This window comes from Ruania rhizosphaerae (genome assembly GCF_009805705.1).
Classification (GTDB): Bacteria; Actinomycetota; Actinomycetes; order Actinomycetales; family Beutenbergiaceae; genus Ruania; species Ruania rhizosphaerae.
Genome location: NZ_VSMB01000012.1, coordinates 16,331 through 31,182 on the forward strand (window position 1 = coordinate 16,331; position 14,852 = coordinate 31,182).

Annotated in this window: 19 protein-coding genes; 12 read left to right on the forward strand and 7 right to left on the reverse strand. The window is 67.5% G+C overall.

The window, feature by feature from the left end; all coding sequences use genetic code 11:
• Window positions 1-4: 4 nt before the first annotated feature.
• A complete protein-coding gene (locus FV560_RS15445) occupies window positions 5-787 on the reverse strand; it encodes a DeoR/GlpR family DNA-binding transcription regulator (RefSeq protein ID WP_235020161.1) in 783 nt (260 codons plus the stop codon).
• Between the two features lie 383 nt (window positions 788-1,170).
• On the opposite strand from FV560_RS15445, the gene lnt reads away from it, so the two are divergent.
• Complete coding sequence (gene lnt / locus FV560_RS15450) at window positions 1,171-2,793, forward strand: apolipoprotein N-acyltransferase (RefSeq protein WP_235020162.1); 1,623 nt, start codon at window positions 1,171-1,173, stop codon at window positions 2,791-2,793.
• Window positions 2,790-3,557, forward strand: coding sequence for a polyprenol monophosphomannose synthase (locus FV560_RS15455; protein ID WP_159622461.1), 768 nt, complete (start codon window positions 2,790-2,792; stop codon window positions 3,555-3,557). Before lnt ends, FV560_RS15455 begins: the two co-directional genes overlap by 4 nt.
• Here the strand turns inward: FV560_RS15455 and FV560_RS15460 are convergent.
• Window positions 3,533-3,880 carry an RNA polymerase-binding protein RbpA gene (locus tag FV560_RS15460; RefSeq protein ID WP_159622462.1) on the reverse strand — a complete coding sequence of 116 codons (348 nt, stop codon included), beginning with the start codon at window positions 3,878-3,880 and terminating at the stop codon, window positions 3,533-3,535. The two genes, FV560_RS15455 and FV560_RS15460, sit on opposite strands and share 25 nt — an antisense overlap.
• 144 nt (window positions 3,881-4,024) lie before the next feature.
• Here FV560_RS15460 and FV560_RS15465 point away from each other — a divergent pair, with 144 nt between their 5' ends.
• The 7 genes from FV560_RS15465 to FV560_RS15495 all read left to right on the forward strand — a co-directional run bounded on the left by FV560_RS15465 (window position 4,025) and on the right by FV560_RS15495 (window position 10,088).
• Window positions 4,025-4,960 carry an aldo/keto reductase gene (locus tag FV560_RS15465; protein WP_159622570.1) on the forward strand — a complete coding sequence of 312 codons (936 nt, stop codon included), beginning with the start codon at window positions 4,025-4,027 and terminating at the stop codon, window positions 4,958-4,960.
• Window positions 4,957-5,724 carry a putative protein N(5)-glutamine methyltransferase gene (locus FV560_RS15470; protein ID WP_159622463.1) on the forward strand — a complete coding sequence of 256 codons (768 nt, stop codon included), beginning with the start codon at window positions 4,957-4,959 and terminating at the stop codon, window positions 5,722-5,724. The genes FV560_RS15465 and FV560_RS15470 overlap by 4 nt, the downstream gene beginning before the upstream one ends.
• Window positions 5,725-5,742: 18 nt before the next feature.
• Window positions 5,743-6,186, forward strand: a complete 444-nt coding sequence (locus tag FV560_RS15475; protein WP_159622464.1) for a helix-turn-helix transcriptional regulator — start codon at window positions 5,743-5,745, stop codon at window positions 6,184-6,186.
• Window positions 6,187-6,209: 23 nt separating this feature from the next.
• On the forward strand, window positions 6,210-6,620 hold the full coding sequence (locus FV560_RS15480) for a VOC family protein (RefSeq protein WP_159622465.1): 411 nt from the start codon (window positions 6,210-6,212) through the stop codon (window positions 6,618-6,620).
• Window positions 6,621-6,663: 43 nt separating this feature from the next.
• Window positions 6,664-7,110, forward strand: a complete 447-nt coding sequence (locus FV560_RS15485; protein ID WP_235020163.1) for a pyridoxamine 5'-phosphate oxidase family protein — start codon at window positions 6,664-6,666, stop codon at window positions 7,108-7,110.
• An 81-nt stretch (window positions 7,111-7,191) separates the two neighbouring features.
• Window positions 7,192-9,579 (forward strand): ATP-binding cassette domain-containing protein, encoded by a 2,388-nt coding sequence (locus tag FV560_RS15490; protein ID WP_159622467.1) that lies wholly within the window; start codon window positions 7,192-7,194, stop codon window positions 9,577-9,579.
• Window positions 9,580-9,629: 50 nt separating this feature from the next.
• The gene (locus tag FV560_RS15495; protein ID WP_159622468.1) at window positions 9,630-10,088 is read left to right on the forward strand and encodes a hypothetical protein; all 459 of its coding nucleotides are present in this window, start codon (window positions 9,630-9,632) and stop codon (window positions 10,086-10,088) included.
• A gap of 9 nt (window positions 10,089-10,097) precedes the next feature.
• On the opposite strand, the gene FV560_RS15500 is transcribed toward FV560_RS15495, so the two are convergent.
• A complete protein-coding gene (locus tag FV560_RS15500) occupies window positions 10,098-10,562 on the reverse strand; it encodes a VOC family protein (RefSeq protein WP_159622469.1) in 465 nt (154 codons plus the stop codon).
• A complete protein-coding gene (locus FV560_RS15505) occupies window positions 10,559-11,134 on the reverse strand; it encodes a DinB family protein (protein WP_159622470.1) in 576 nt (191 codons plus the stop codon). The genes FV560_RS15500 and FV560_RS15505 overlap by 4 nt, the downstream gene beginning before the upstream one ends.
• A 61-nt stretch (window positions 11,135-11,195) precedes the next feature.
• On the opposite strand from FV560_RS15505, the gene FV560_RS15510 reads away from it, so the two are divergent.
• Window positions 11,196-12,191 carry a helix-turn-helix transcriptional regulator gene (locus FV560_RS15510; RefSeq protein ID WP_159622471.1) on the forward strand — a complete coding sequence of 332 codons (996 nt, stop codon included), beginning with the start codon at window positions 11,196-11,198 and terminating at the stop codon, window positions 12,189-12,191.
• Here FV560_RS15510 and FV560_RS15515 read toward each other — a convergent pair.
• Together FV560_RS15515 and FV560_RS15520 are read right to left on the reverse strand one after the other, a co-directional pair.
• Window positions 12,143-13,036 (reverse strand): phosphotransferase family protein, encoded by an 894-nt coding sequence (locus tag FV560_RS15515; protein ID WP_159622472.1) that lies wholly within the window; start codon window positions 13,034-13,036, stop codon window positions 12,143-12,145. The two genes, FV560_RS15510 and FV560_RS15515, sit on opposite strands and share 49 nt — an antisense overlap.
• A 142-nt stretch (window positions 13,037-13,178) precedes the next feature.
• Window positions 13,179-13,388, reverse strand: a complete 210-nt coding sequence (locus tag FV560_RS15520; RefSeq protein ID WP_159622473.1) for a DUF2087 domain-containing protein — start codon at window positions 13,386-13,388, stop codon at window positions 13,179-13,181.
• A 194-nt stretch (window positions 13,389-13,582) separates the two neighbouring features.
• On the opposite strand from FV560_RS15520, the gene FV560_RS15525 reads away from it, so the two are divergent.
• A complete protein-coding gene (locus FV560_RS15525; protein WP_200837738.1) occupies window positions 13,583-13,864 on the forward strand; it encodes an ArsR/SmtB family transcription factor in 282 nt (93 codons plus the stop codon).
• On the forward strand, window positions 13,861-14,262 hold the full coding sequence (locus FV560_RS15530) for a VOC family protein (protein WP_159622474.1): 402 nt from the start codon (window positions 13,861-13,863) through the stop codon (window positions 14,260-14,262). The genes FV560_RS15525 and FV560_RS15530 overlap by 4 nt, the downstream gene beginning before the upstream one ends.
• 19 nt (window positions 14,263-14,281) lie before the next feature.
• Here the strand turns inward: FV560_RS15530 and FV560_RS15535 are convergent, their stop codons facing one another.
• The gene (locus tag FV560_RS15535; protein WP_159622475.1) at window positions 14,282-14,830 is read right to left on the reverse strand and encodes a hypothetical protein; all 549 of its coding nucleotides are present in this window, start codon (window positions 14,828-14,830) and stop codon (window positions 14,282-14,284) included.
• Window positions 14,831-14,852 lie beyond the last annotated feature (22 nt).

The following is a 14,852-nucleotide window of genomic DNA, read 5'->3' on the forward strand; positions in this document are numbered from 1 at the left end:
ACGCTCAGGGTGCGACGTGCACCTCGGGAACGCGCTCACGCAAGACCCGCAACGCCTCCCCGGTCATGCCACGATCGGTGACCACGTGATCGACCTGCTCGAGCGGCACGATCGTGATCAGCCCGATCGTGCCCCACTTCGTGTGGTCGGCCACCACGACGGCGGAACGTCCCGAGGTGATGAGGGCTCGGTCGGTCTCTGCCTCCAGCAGGTTCGGGGTGGTCAGCCCGGCATCCGGGTCCATCCCGTGCACGCCGAGGAACACCAGGTCGCAGTGCAGCTGGGCGAGGGCAGCGACGGCGACCGGCCCGACTAGGGCGTCCGAGGCGGTCCGCACGCCACCGGTGAGAACGACGCCGGCGGGTTCGCACTCCCCGGGCAGAGGCGGTGTGTGCAGGAGATCGGCGATGGGGAGGGAATTGGTCACCACGGTCAGGCGCGGGACTCGCCGGAGCTGACGGGCGAGGGCCCACGTGGTGGTGCCGGCTGACAGGCCGACGGACATACCGGGCTCCACCAGATCCGCGGCCACGGCCGCGATGGCTTCCTTCTCGGCCTGCTCACGACTCGCCTTGGCCTCGAATCCGACCTCCTCGGCGCTCGGGCTACGCCGGGCCGTGGCGCCACCGTGCACCTTGTCCAGCAGTCCGTCTCGTGCCAGCGCCTCCAGGTCCCGACGGATCGTCATCGCACTGACCTGCAGGTCGCTGGCGAGTTGGGTGACGCTCACCGCGCCCTGTGTTAGCACCGACTCCAGCACCCGGGCTCGCCGTTCGGCTACCAGCACTGCGTCTCCATAACCTCGTCTCCGAGCATCCGACCACGATAGTAGAGGGACTGGTGTGACGAACGGGTACAGCCGCCAGCACGACAGTCCGGGTGGGTGGCGCCGCGACACGCCGTGAGGGCCAAGATTCTTGCCCTCGATCATGGTGGCTCTGACCTGCGCGTACGTCTGTGACCTGGTCAAACACGACCTTGGCGGGAGCCTCGCTGGCAGGTATGTTCACTTCTCGTACTGCTCCTTATTTCGGGAAGCAGTCACCGACCGGGCTCGCGCGTTCCATAGAAAACGGGGCTGACCGCGCAGGGGTTCCGGACCGAAGGACGCGCGAGCCGGTCGGTGGGTCCGAGTGCCGGACGCGGGCGTACGGGCCGTATTCTGCAGTGGTGTCTGCTGCACTCGCTGCCCGTACCCCCGTGGCTCCCTCGAGGAGTGCGGGATTGCTCCAGCCCACCCGGAGCCTGACGCTCGTCCTCGCCGTGGTCGGTGGTCTGCTGACCGATACGGCGTTCCCGCAGCGATCCTGGTGGCCCCTCGCGTTCGTCGGTGTCGGGTTGCTGGTGCTCGCTCTCGGGCGTGACTCGGCGCGGTGGAACGCGCTCGTGGCGTGGTTGTGGGGCCTGGCGTTCTTTCTGCCTCACATCTGGTGGGCGAACGCGGCCGTCGGCGTCATCCCCTGGCTCGCTCTGAGCGTGGCCGAGGCGGGCATCATCGCAGCGGGCGCCGCGGTGTGGACGTGGTCTCGCCGGGCGCGCTGGTGGCGCCACCGGCCGTTGCTGCTGGGTATCGGCTTCGCTCTCGTGTGGGTGGTCGCCGAGCAGGTCCGGCAGGTGTGGCCGTTCGGCGGCTTCCCGTGGGGACGCCTGGCGTTCTCTCAGACGGACGGCCCACTGCTACCGTTCGCGGCCATCGCCGGTGCACCCGCCGTCTCCTTCGCCACGGCGTTCTGCGCCTTCCTGCTCGCCCACCTGGTCACGGCGCTCGCCCGGTCCGGTACAGCCACCACCCGCCTGCGCACCGCAGCGCCGCCCGCGGTCATGATCGTGGCCGTGCTCGCCGGCGGATTGCTGGTACCGACGCCGACCGCAGCCGAGTCGGGGAGCCTGCGAGTGGCGGCCGTCCAGGGGAACGTCTCCGAACCGGGTCTGGGAGCGTTCGCCAATGCCCGGGAGGTGCTGAACAACCACGTCGACGGCACCATCGCTCTCGCCGAGCAGGAAGGCAGCGACGCCCTCGATGTCGTGCTGTGGCCGGAGAACTCATCCGATATCAACCCGCGGGCTGATGCTGACGCCGCCGCCCTGCTGGACGAGGCCGCGTCCGCGGCCGGTGCGCCCATCCTCTTCGGGACCGACTCCTACGGGCAGGACACCGACGGTGAGGACGCGCGCTTCAACGACATGGTCCTGTGGATCCAGGGGGAGGGAGCGACGTTCTCCTACTCCAAGCAGATCCCGGCCGCGTTCGCCGAGTACATCCCGATCCGGGATGTGGCGCGCATGTTCTCCCCGGCGGTGGACCTCGTCCGCACCGATATGGCACCGGGACAGGAGATCGCCGTGGTCCCGGTCCCGGTGGAACGGTTGGGTCGTCCGGTGCCTCTCGGCACCGTCATCTGCTTCGAGGTCGCCTACGACGCCTTGATCCGCGAAGCCGCGCTCGGTGGCGCCGAGCTGTTGGTGGTGCCCACGAACAACGCCTCGTTCGGCTACACCGCAGAGAGCGAGCAGCAGCTGGCCATGTCACGGCTGCGCGCCGTCGAACACGGGCGCGCCACGGTGCAGATCTCGACCGTCGGCGTCAGCGGGGTGATCGCCGCCGACGGCACCGTGCTCGAACGTACCGAGCTGTTCACCCCGGCCACCATGACGGCGGAGCTTCCGCTGCGTACGTCGCTGACGGTCGCGGATCGGCTCGGCGACTGGCCCATCGGGGTGGCGACCGTTCTCGTCGTGCTGGCGTTCGCCGTCGGTGTGGTGACGGGCCGCAAGCCGCGGGCAGGCGCATGAGGCAGCGCGCGCTGGTCATCATCCCGACCTACAACGAGAGGGATGCCCTTCCCGAGACGCTCGCGCGCGCACGCGCCGCCGCCCCCGAGGTGGACGTGCTGGTCGTGGATGACGCCAGCCCGGACGGGACCGGTGAGTGGGTGCAGGATCGGGCCGCCGAGGATCCTGGGGTACACGTGCTGCACCGTCCCGGCAAGGCCGGCCTAGGCCGCGCCTATGTGGCCGGATTCCAGTGGGCGCTGGCGCGTGGGTACGACCTCGTCGTGGAGATGGACGCCGATGGCTCGCATCATCCGGAGGATCTGCCGCGCTTGCTCAGGGCGCTGGAGTCCGGTGCGGATCTGGCGATCGGGTCCCGCTGGGTGCCGGGTGGACGCACAGCCAACTGGCCGTGGTACCGGGAGTTGCTGAGCCGTTCGGCGAACGCCTACGCGAACGTGATCATCGGGTTGGGCGTGCGTGATGCCACGGCCGGATTCCGCGTGTTCAGGACCGAGATGCTCCGGCTGATGCCGCTGGCAGAGATCACCTCGCAGGGATACTGCTTCCAGGTCGACATGACCAGGCGCGTTCGAGTGGCCGGTGGGACGATCGTCGAGATCCCCATCACCTTCACCGAACGCGTCGAAGGGGTGTCAAAGATGAGTCGGGCCATCGTGTTCGAGGCCCTCTGGCGCACCACTGCCTGGGGCGCCGAGCGGCGCACCAGGCAGTGGCGTCAGTTCGTAGGAACGGGTCCTCAGGCGCTACGGCGGCGCAACTGACCGCTGCGTAGGAGCTGCAGACGTTCGTTGAGCAGATCCTCCAGCTCTGCGACCGTACGTCGTTCGAGCAGCATGTCCCAGTGGGTACGCACCGGCTTGCCAGACTTCGGCTCGGGCCGGGTCGCATTCCGCAGGAGCGCCTCACCGCCGCCGGGAGCCTCCCATACCGGGGGGATCTCGGCCTCAGCTGAGAACGGGATGACGATGACCCTGCCGTCGGGGCAGTCGTAGACGGCCTCCACCCGGGGGGCGAACTCGACGCCCTCTTCGGTCTCCATGCTGTTGGCACCGATCCTCGTGCCGCGCAGTGCTCGTTCAGCCATCGCGACTCCTCCTGTCCATGACTTGTGGTCGTCTCCACCCATTCCAACGGGTGAGACACTCGCGGTGTTCCAGACCAGGTGTGAAGGTGATGTGAAACTCACGTACCCATCACGTGATTGAGTAGCACCGTGAGCACACCAGAGATGACTTTTCGCCAGCTCGGCTCGTCCGGGCTCACCGTCTCGACCATCGGCCTGGGCTGTAACACGCTCGGCGCGACCGTACCGGACGAGGAGGTCCCGGTGGTGGTCAGGTCCGCGCTTGAGGCGGGAATCACACTCTTCGACACCGCCGACGTCTACACGCGCGGCCGCAGCGAGGAGCTGCTCGGTGCCGCTCTGCGTGACGTGCGCGAGGATGTGGTGGTCGCGACCAAGTTCGGGATGGACGCCGGTGGCCTCAACGGCCCGGACTGGGGAGTGCGCGGATCACGCCGGTACATCCGCAAGGCCGTCGAGAGTTCGCTGCGCCGGCTGGGGACCGACTACATCGACCTGTACCAGATGCACGCTCCGGATCCTCGGACACCGATCGAGGAGACGCTCGCCGCTCTGCATGAGCTGGTGGTCGAGGGCAAGGTGCGCTACATCGGTTCGTCGAACTTCGCGGCGTGGCAGGTCGTGGACGCGGACTGGACGGCCCGTGGGGGCGGCTACACGCCGATGATCTCGGCGCAGAACCCGTACAACCTGCTCGATCGGGGGATCGAGGCCGAGCTGGTCCCTGCCGTCGAGCACGTCGGCGCCGGGATCCTGCCGTACTACCCGATCGCCTCCGGGTTGCTGACGGGCAAGTACCGTCGCGGCCAGGCAGCGCCGGCGGGGAGCCGGCTGGAGCGGCGACCGGAACGGATCGAGGCAGCCGACTTCGACCGGATCGAGGCGCTCGAAGCATTCGCCCAGGCCCGCGACCTGCCGTTGCTGACAGTGGCGATCGGCTGGTTGGCTGCCCAGCCCGCGGTCGCGTCGGTCATCGCCGGTGCCTCCCGGCCCGAGCAGGTCCAGGCGAATGTGACGGCCGGGGCGTGGGAGCCGACGGCGGCCGACCTCGTCGAACTGGACGAGATCGCTCCTGCGTGAGGCACGAGCGAGGTCTCGAGCTCGTCCGGCAGCTGCGCGCGGCCGGGTGCGTCTTCGCCGAGGACGAGGCTGCGCTGCTGGAGACGGCCGCTGATGATCCGGTGGAGCTCGAGCGGCTGGTTGCCCGGCGCACGGCAGGGGAACCGCTGGAACTGGTACTTGGGTGGGTCGACTTCGACGGGGTACGCCTGCGCACTGCGGCCGGCGTCTTCGTCCCGCGCGCACGGACACAGCACCTGGTGGAGGTTGCTGCGGCGCTGGCACCCACAGGCGGGTTGGTGGCAGATGTGTGCTGCGGGATCGGCGCCGTGGCCGCGGCACTCGGACGCCGCCGCCCCGATCTACGACTCATCGCCTGCGACGTGGACCCGGCCGCCACGTCCGCAGCCCGGCACAATCTGCCAGGAATCGACGTCGTGACCGGTGACTTGCTCGAGGCTCTGCCTGCAACCGAGCGTGGACGCCTCGACATGGTGGTGGCCAACACCCCGTACGTGCCCACGGATGAGTTGGACGCCATGCCCCGGGAAGCACGTGAGTACGAGCCGGCCGCCGCTCTTGACGGCGGCAGCGACGGGCTGGATGTCCAGCGTCGGCTTGCCGAGCAGGCACGGACCTGGGTGGCGCCAGGTGCCACTGTACTCACCGAGATCGCCGCGGATCAGGAGGCAACGGCACGAGCGGTGTTCCAGAAGGCCGGTTGGACCGTCCGGTTGTGGCCCTCACAGCGGTGGGGGAGTGCCGCGGTGGTGGCGACAGCCTGACGTGGCACGATCGAGGACATGGCCACCGATCCGGCGTTCGCCCAGCACCTGCGTGACCTGCGCCTGCTGCGACGTGTGCGGGACCGGATCGACCGTGACTTCGCCGAACCACTGGACGTGCCCGCCCTGGCGGCCGGGGTCGGTATGTCGGCCGGGCACCTGAGCCGGGAGTTCAAGCGCGCGTTCGGGGAGTCGCCCTACTCCTACCTCATGACCCGCCGGGTGGAACGTGCCATGGCACTGCTACGCCGAGGTGACCTCTCCGTGACCGAGGTGTGCTTCGCCGTCGGGAGCTCCTCGCTGGGCACGTTCAGCACACGGTTCACCGAGCTGGTGGGCATCCCGCCGAGCGAGTACCGCCACCGGGCCACCGACGGTGACCTCGACCTGCCCACGTGCATCGTGAAACAGGTCGCGAGACCGATCCGGCAATCGATCAGGAATCAAGAAGCAGGGCAGTGACCTGCGTGCGTAGTGTCGGCGGCATGGACATCACCATTCACACCAGCTTCCTCCCGCACACCGAAGCCGAAGCGAGTCTCGCCTTCTATCGCGACGTTTTCGGCTTCGAAGTACGTCAAGACGTCGGCTACCAGGACATGCGGTGGATCACCGTCGGTCCACCGAGGCAGCCGGACGTCAATATCGTGCTGTACCCGCCCACCGCCGACCCCGGTATCACCGAGGACGAGGGCCGGGTCGTCACCGAGATGATCGCCAAGGGCACGTTCGCCTCGATCATGCTGGCCACCCCGGATGTGGACGCCGCGTTCGAGCGCATCCAGTCGCACAACGTCGAGGTGGTGGCCGAGCCCACCGACCAGCCGTGGGGCAAGCGGGACTGCGCGTTCCGCGACCCGGCCGGGAACATGGTCCGCATGCAGCAGTCGGAGTGACGGCACTCGTATGTGCAGCTCCGGCTTCACCGGACACAGCCGTGTGACGCCCCGGCCGCCGCTACAGCGGCGGGAGGACACGCTCGCGCTACTGCGCACGCCCGCCCTGGACGGCTGGGTGGCTACGGCCTCGCCCGACGGCGTCCCGTACCTGGTGCCGTTGTCGATCGTCTGGGCGGATGGGTGCGTGGTCATCGCCATTGACGGCGCCTCCCGCACCGCCCGTAACCTCGCCGCCTCTCCGCGCGCCCGCGTGGGGCTCGGCCCCACCCGGGACGTGGTGATGATCGACGTGGTCGTGGAGCGAGTGGTCGATGTCGGCACTGACGAGGAGCTGGCCCAGGCCTACGCGGGCCAGGCGGACTGGGACCCGCGCGAGGACGAGGGGTACGTCAATCTCGTGCTGCGCCCGGAACGGATTCAGGCGTGGCGCGAGGTCGATGAAGCGGTCGGCCGCACCCTCATGCAGGACGGCACCTGGACGGTATGAGCCCGAATGTCCCCGCCATCAGGTAGACATGACCCGGCCGCACATCGCGGCCACCGGACCCCGAGGAGCACAGAGCAAGCGATGGTCACCACCACCGAACCGCATCCGGCCGACACCCACGACCTGATCCGGGTGCAGGGCGCCCGGGTGAACAACCTCAAGGACGTCCACGTCGAGATCCCGAAGCGCCGGCTCACCGTGTTCACGGGTGTGTCCGGGTCCGGGAAGAGCTCGCTGGTGTTCGGCACCATCGCTGCCGAGTCCCAGCGGATGATCAACGAGACCTACAGCGCGTTCGTGCAGGGTTTCATGCCCACGTTGAACCGCCCCGAGGTGGATGTGCTCGACGGCTTGACGACGGCGATCATCGTGGACCAGGAGCGGATGGGAGCCAACCCGCGTTCGACCGTGGGCACGGCCACGGATGCGAACGCCATGCTGCGGATCTTGTTCTCCCGGCTGGGCGATCCTCACATCGGCTCCCCGCAGGCGTTCAGCTTCAACGTCGCCTCGATCAGTGGGGCCGGAGCGGTGGAGATCGAGCGAGGCGGGGAGAAGATCAAGGAGCGCCGTGACTTCGCGATCCAGGGTGGGATGTGCCCGCGCTGCGAGGGCCGTGGCTCGGTGAGCGACTTCGACCTGAGCCAGCTCTACGACGAGACGAAGTCCCTGAACGAGGGCGCCTTGACCATCCCGGGTTACACGATGGAGGGCTGGTACGGGCGCATCTTCCGTGGCTGCGGGTTCTTCGACCCGGACAAGCCGATCAAGGACTTCACCACGAAGGAGCGCGATGCTCTGCTGCACAAGCCACCGACCAAGATCAAGGTGGACGGGATCAACGTCACCTACGAGGGCCTGATCCCAAAGATCCAGAAGTCCATGCTGAGCAAGGACGTCGAGGCGATGCAGCCGCACATCCGGGCGTTCGTGGAACGCACGATCGTGTTCCAGACCTGCCCGGACTGCGACGGCACCCGGTTGAACGAGACGGCGCGCTCCTCGCGGATCGACGGTGTCAACATCGCCGAGGCGTGCGCGATGCAGATCAGCGATCTCGCCGAGTGGATCCGCGGCCTCGACAAGCCCTCGGCTGCGCCGTTGCTGACGGGGCTGCGGCACCTCCTGGACTCGTTCGTGCAGATCGGACTGGGATACCTGTCTTTGGATCGCCCGGCCGGCACTCTCTCCGGCGGTGAAGCCCAGCGCACGAAGATGATCCGGCACCTGGGTTCCTCCTTGACGGACGTCACGTACGTCTTCGACGAACCCACGATCGGCCTGCATCCGCACGACATCGCACGGATGAACGAGCTGCTGCTGCGGCTGCGGGACAAGGGCAACACGGTGCTGGTGGTCGAGCACAAGCCCGAGGCGATCGCCATCGCCGACCACATCGTCGACCTCGGCCCCCATGCCGGTTCGGCGGGCGGTCAGATCGTGTTCGAGGGTTCCCTGGACGGGCTGCGGTCCAGCGGATCCCTCACCGGCACGCACCTGGACGACAAGGTGCACCTGAAGGAGGAGGTGAGGACGCCGTCGGGGATGATTGAGGTACGGGGGGCAAAATCGCACAACCTGCAGGATGTGGACGTCGACATCCCGGCCGGCGTGCTCGTGGTGGTGACCGGTGTGGCCGGTTCCGGGAAGAGCTCCCTCATCCACGGCTCAGTGGCGCCACGAGACGGTGTGGTGGCCATCGACCAGGGCGCCATCAAGGGTTCGCGCCGGTCCAACCCGGCGACGTACACCGGCCTGCTGGACCCGATCCGGAAAGCGTTCGCGAAGGCGAACGGAGTCAAGCCGGCCCTGTTCAGCGCCAACTCCGAGGGCGCCTGCCCGGCCTGCAAGGGTGCCGGGGTGATCTACACCGAGCTGGGTTTCATGGACACGGTGGAGTCCCCGTGCGAGGAGTGTGAGGGCAAGCGGTTCCAGGCGGCGGTGCTCGAGTACACCCTGGGCGGCGAGCGCGGTGAGGGTGGGAAGGACATCAGTGAGGTGCTGGAGATGTCGGTGGCCGAGGCGAAGGACTTCTTCTCCGCCGGCGCAGCGAAAGTGGCAGCGGCGCACACGATCCTGGAACGCATGGACGACGTGGGGCTCGGTTACCTCAAGGTGGGGCAGCCGTTGACCACGCTGAGCGGGGGAGAGCGGCAGCGGCTCAAACTCGCCACGCACATGGGCGCCAAGGGTGGGACGTACATCCTCGACGAACCGACCACCGGTCTGCACCTGGCGGATGTGGAACAACTCTTGGGGCTGCTGGACCGGCTGGTGGACTCCGGCAAGTCGGTGATCGTGATCGAGCACCACCAGGCCGTCATGGCCCATGCCGACTGGATCATCGACATGGGACCGGGAGCAGGGCATGACGGCGGCCGCGTGGTCTTCGAGGGCACACCCGCCGAGCTTGTGGCCGGAAAGGAGACGCTCACCGGTCAGCACCTGGCCGAGTATGTGGGTGCCTGAGACTCACGACGGCACTGCAACACCCGCCGCGATCGCGACACAATCCGGACATGGACGCTGCAGACGAAGTCCGGCCGGCCGTACGTGCTGGTCCAGTTCTCGCGCTGCTCGGCAGCGCATTGCTCCTGGGCGGGTGCGCCACCCTGAGCAGTGCCTCCGGATCCAGCGGTAGCGGCGACATCGGTGTATGGGATCTGACGCATCCCGCTGGTGTGGAGTCCGAGGATCGGGTTCTCGTCCTGGGCGTCACGCGGTTGGACTGTGCCTCCGGGTTCACCGGGGAGCCGTTGCCGGCGCAGGTGGTCTACGAGGACCACCGGGTAGTGGTGACGATCGACGTGGAGCCGCTCACGGGCGACGCGCACACCTGCCAGAGCAATCCGGTGGAGCCGGCCACGGTGATGCTCGACGAATCACTGGGAGAACGAGACCTGGTGGACGGTGCCTGCCTGGAAGGGGACGCCGTCGGGACGTCGCACTGCGAGGACCCGGTGCGTTGGACGCCGTGAGCGCAGCGGTCAGTCGAGGCAGAACTCGTTGCCCTCCGGGTCCGTCATCACGATGAAGCCGCCGCTCATGGGCGGGTCCGGTTCGAACCGTTCCACCCGAGTGGCGCCCTGGGCGAGCAGTCGTTCGCACTCGGTCTCGAGGGCGGCCATGCGTTCGTCGCCCTCGAGGCCGGGGGCGGCCCGTAGATCAAGATGGATCCGGTTCTTGGCGACCTTGTCCTCAGGGACCTGCTGGAAGAAGATGCGCGGCCCGGTGCCTTCGGCGTCCTCAAGGGCGGAGCTGGAGCGGCGCTCGGACTCGGGGACGCCGATCTCGGCCAGGAACTGCTCCCAGACGCTGAATGGGTCCACACCATCCGGGATCTCCCGACCCGGGGGAGCGGGGTGGACGTATCCGGGGAGAGCCTCGCGCCAGAAATAGGAGAGGGCGACCGGGTCGTGGGCGTCGAAGGTGACTTGGAACTCGCGGCTCATCGGGATGCTCCTTCGGTGTGGCGGTACAGGTCGCGCAGCAGGCAGACCTCGGATAGATGATGGATCAGCTCCCGGTGGATGTGCAGGATCAGATCTGCCATGGGGAGCTCAGGGAAGGGTTCCTTCTCACCCACGGGAACGGTGAGGTCGTGCGCGCTGAGACTGCGCACGCCGGTGAGCCAGGTATCGAGCTGGGTCTGCAGTTGCTCGAGTGCCTCGGCGGCGGTCCCGGCGTACTCCCACGACTCGTAGGTGGCCGGCGGTGCACCGAAATGCGCCGCATTGCGCATCGCCAGGACGCCCACGATCACGTGTCCAAGACGCCAAGCGATCGTGGTGAACGGCGATGGTGCGGGCTCGGGGAAGGCGAAGTCGATGGTGAACGCACCCGAACCGCCCTGGATGGGGGCCGAGGACGTGCCGCGTTCTCGGACGCTCCAGGCGTCCGGGACCGGGGACCAGAAGTACTCGTGGTCGGTGAGGTCGGCGAAGCGGGGTGCCAGATGGTGCGCCCAGTGCCATTCGATCTGTTCGCGCAGGTGGTGGTTCCAGTCGAGGTCGTTGGTTGTCATGAGACCAGCGTGGCCGCTATAGCGGACAGAATAGGTCCGCTAATTCTGGCAGAGTGACTCCATGGCCGATGCAAGCGCGGAGGAGCGGGGGACCACCGAGCGGGTGCTCAGCCTGCTCGGGCTGCTGCAGCGGCGTCAGGTCTGGAGCGGTCCGGAGCTGGCGGAGCGGTTGGCCGTGACCACCCGGACGGTGCGGCGGGATGTGGAGCGACTGCGCGAGCTCGGATACCGGGTGGACTCCGCCCAGGGGGTCGGTGGCGGCTACCGGCTGCTGCCGGGCCAGGAACTGCCACCCTTGATGCTCGATGACTCGGAGGCGATCGCGATCGCAGTCTCGTTACTCGCGGGGGCCGGTGCGGGGGTTCGCGGGTCCGATGATGCCGCCCTCGGCGCGTTGACCAAGCTCGATCGGGTCTTGCCGGCACGGCTCCGGCAGGAACTGCAGGCGTTGAGCCGATCGGTGGAGTCCTTCACCAGTGGACGAGACCCGATCGATGCAGCAGTGCTCATGGTCCTGGCCCGGGCGTGCCGGGATGCGGTACAGGTGGGCTTCATGTATCCGGGCCGGTTCGGGTCCGTTGACGATTCGGCGCAGCGCCGGGTGGAGCCATACCGGCTGGTGACCTCGGACCGGCGCTGGTACTTGTTCGCCTACGACCTCGATCGGGACGACTGGCGCACGTTCCGGGCGGACCGGATGACGGAGGTCATGGCCCGGACGTGGCGGTTCACCCCACGGCCGGCACCGGACGCGGCGGGCCATGTACAAGAGGGCGTCACGAATCGGGTGTACCGGCGCCAGGCGAGGTTCCTGGTGGACGCACCCATGGCCGTGGTGCGTCGGCAGATCCCGGCAAGCGCCGCCGTCGTGCTCGAACGGGGGCAACAGTGTGAGGTGCGGGCCGGGTCTGACGATCTCGACTTCGTACTGCTGCACGTGGCGCTACTGGGGCACGAGTTCGAGGTGCTGGAACCGCCGGACCTGGCCGACCGCGCCGCCGAGCTCGCTCAGCGGATGGGACGTGCGGCCGGTGGTACGAAGCCTCCCGGATCGTAGAGAGTGCTCGTTTCGCAACGCGCAGAGAAGTTGCGAAGAGCGTGATCTTGCAGCGCTTCGTCGCCGACGAGCGCTGCTGCGGCAGCTACCTGAAGCGGGAGGGTTGCCCGATGAAGGAACGCACGATCCATGATGGTGGGATCGAACGCCGATCGCAGTGCGCGCGCACCAAAGGCGCCGATCAACGGAGCCACGTCGATCGCCGGATCGCCACAGGCTGCGTGGTCCCAGTCGATCACTCCAACCAGGTCGTTGCCACGCCAGAGCAGGTTGTGCAGTCCGAAGTCGCCGTGCACCAGGTGGGTCGGCGCAGTCTCCTCGGCAGCGAGGAGATCTTCAACGCCGTCACGGGCGAGGAGTTGGGCCGAGGGCGGAAGTTGCGGAGCGAGCCGCTGCTGGACGATCTGGGGCCACTCATGACCGCCGCACCATTGCCGCGGCGGCGACAACGAGGTCAACGAGCGTGGCGGTGCCTCCCGCAAGGCCGCAAGCGCCTCAACGAGTTGACGACCGACATCGCTCCAACTCACCTGCCTGATCTCGCCGGCGATGTAGCTCAGGCGTTGACCGCTTCGACCGCACGCAGCGTGTACGTCACCGATCGGCTCGGGCGTGGACCATGGCAGTCGGAGCGAAGAGATGGTGCGGTGTGTCACCGATTCCCGATGCGTGCGAGAGCTTGTCGCTGTACCAGCGCTGATACGGGCCACTGCGTCTCCGGCAAGGATGAGCACCTGGTGGAACGCGCCGTTCGTCACGGTCGCGAGATTCCACGGGCGCTCCGGCCATGCGATCTGAGCCCATTCCCGTGCGGCTGCACCTGGATCTGAGGTGGCTGAGGTCACGCTGTGCAGACTACGTGGGTCCGACGTGCTCAGGCTGACCGACCTGGTGACTGCGCAGAGATTCTTGCAGGACTTTTTGGCAGACCCATGGCGACCCATGGCGTGAGGGTGGCCCTCAGGACGTGCCGGCGAGTGACAACTGTCAGACTGTTCGCACGTAGAGGGATGTATGCGGATCGCGGGTGAAGTAGCCGAAGTCCACCAAGATGCGTCGCAGGAGTGCATAGTCGTCCGCGACCTGTCCGAGCTGCGTGTTCAGGTCCGCCTCTTTGTAGGTACTCGAACCCAGATACTCGCCGGCGATCCAATCCATCAAGGTCCTGAGCTGCTCGCTGTTGACAGGCACTTCCACGAGGCGACCGTGTCGAAAGGGTAGGTCGTGCGGGGCGCGCGCTTGGCCCACCAGGTGGTGGCGGTATGTCATCTCGGTCCGGACTTCCTCAAGAGCCGCAGCGAACGTTGCAGCGAATCACGTGCACGAGGATTTCGGGGGAGTGAGCACACTTCCATTGACATGCAAGATGGCACTTGCCTATTGTGGTCGCCATGGCCGACATCTACCGCGCACTCGCCGACGCGACCCGCCGGGTGCTGCTCGACGAGCTCGCGGCAGGGGAGGGCAAGACGTTGTTCGAGCTGTGCGGTGCTCTGACCATGCAGCACGGGCTCAGCATGAGCCGGCAGGCCGTCTCCCAGCATCTCGCGGTACTGGAGGAGGCGGGCCTGGTCACGACCGAGCGGCGCGGCCGCTCCAAGTTCCACTACTTCACACCGGAGCCGCTCGCCGAGATTCAGCGGCGGTGGCCGCACGAGAGGACCCCATCATGAAGATCGGACTCACCAGCGTCTTCGTGGACGACCAGCCGCACGCCCGCCGCTTCTACACCGAAGTGCTCGGCTTTCAGATCAAGCACGACATTCCACTGGGGGAGGCGTCGTGGCTGACCGTCGTCTCACCGGAGGATCCCGAGGGAACTGAGTTACTCCTCGAACCTTCCGGGCACCCAGCGGTCAAGCCCTACCGTGATGCGCTGATGGAAGACGGTATCCCACTGGCTCAGTTTCAGGTCGAGGATGTCGCCGCCGAGCACGAGCGGCTGACCGGGCTGAACGTCCAGTTCACCCAGAGCCCCACGGATATCAGGACGGCCGTGATCGCCGTCTTCGACGACACCTGCGGCAACCTGATTCAGTTGGTAGCGACCAAGGAGTCGGCGGGGGAGTGACGCCTCCGTCTTCAGCCGATCACGCGACCGGCAACCCCAGACCGAGGAGGAGACTCTCAACCGGCGGCGAGAGCAGTGGAACCGCCACGTTGAGCATCATGGCCCCGACGGCGACCACCACGGCCGCAGCTGCCGTCGCCTGGCGTCGGTGGTCGCGTCGCCCGAACACCGTACTGGCGATGATGGCACCGGCTCCGAGCACGATGCCGTAGAGCGACCCCTCGACGTTGCTCACACCGAGCATCATCCACAGCACCGCTGCGATGCCGAAGATCAGAGCAGAGTGCAGGGGAGTGATCGAGGTACGACGGTGCGCGGACACGCCGACCACCACACCGGCCGCAGCGATGGCAGGCACCAGCACCCACAACGCGACGGAGTAGGCAACCAGAATCCACTGGTGCACAGCGGCGCTCGAGCTGAAGAGAGAGTCGATGCCGATGATGGCAGCGCCGGCGAGAACCGCCGGAACCATATTGTGCAGGCTCGTGGCAACTACTGAGTCACGGCGAGCAGTACCCCGCGACGCTACCGGCCGCGACGCCAGTGCGTGGTCGTACATCGTCATGATCAGGCTCCTTCGTCGCCTC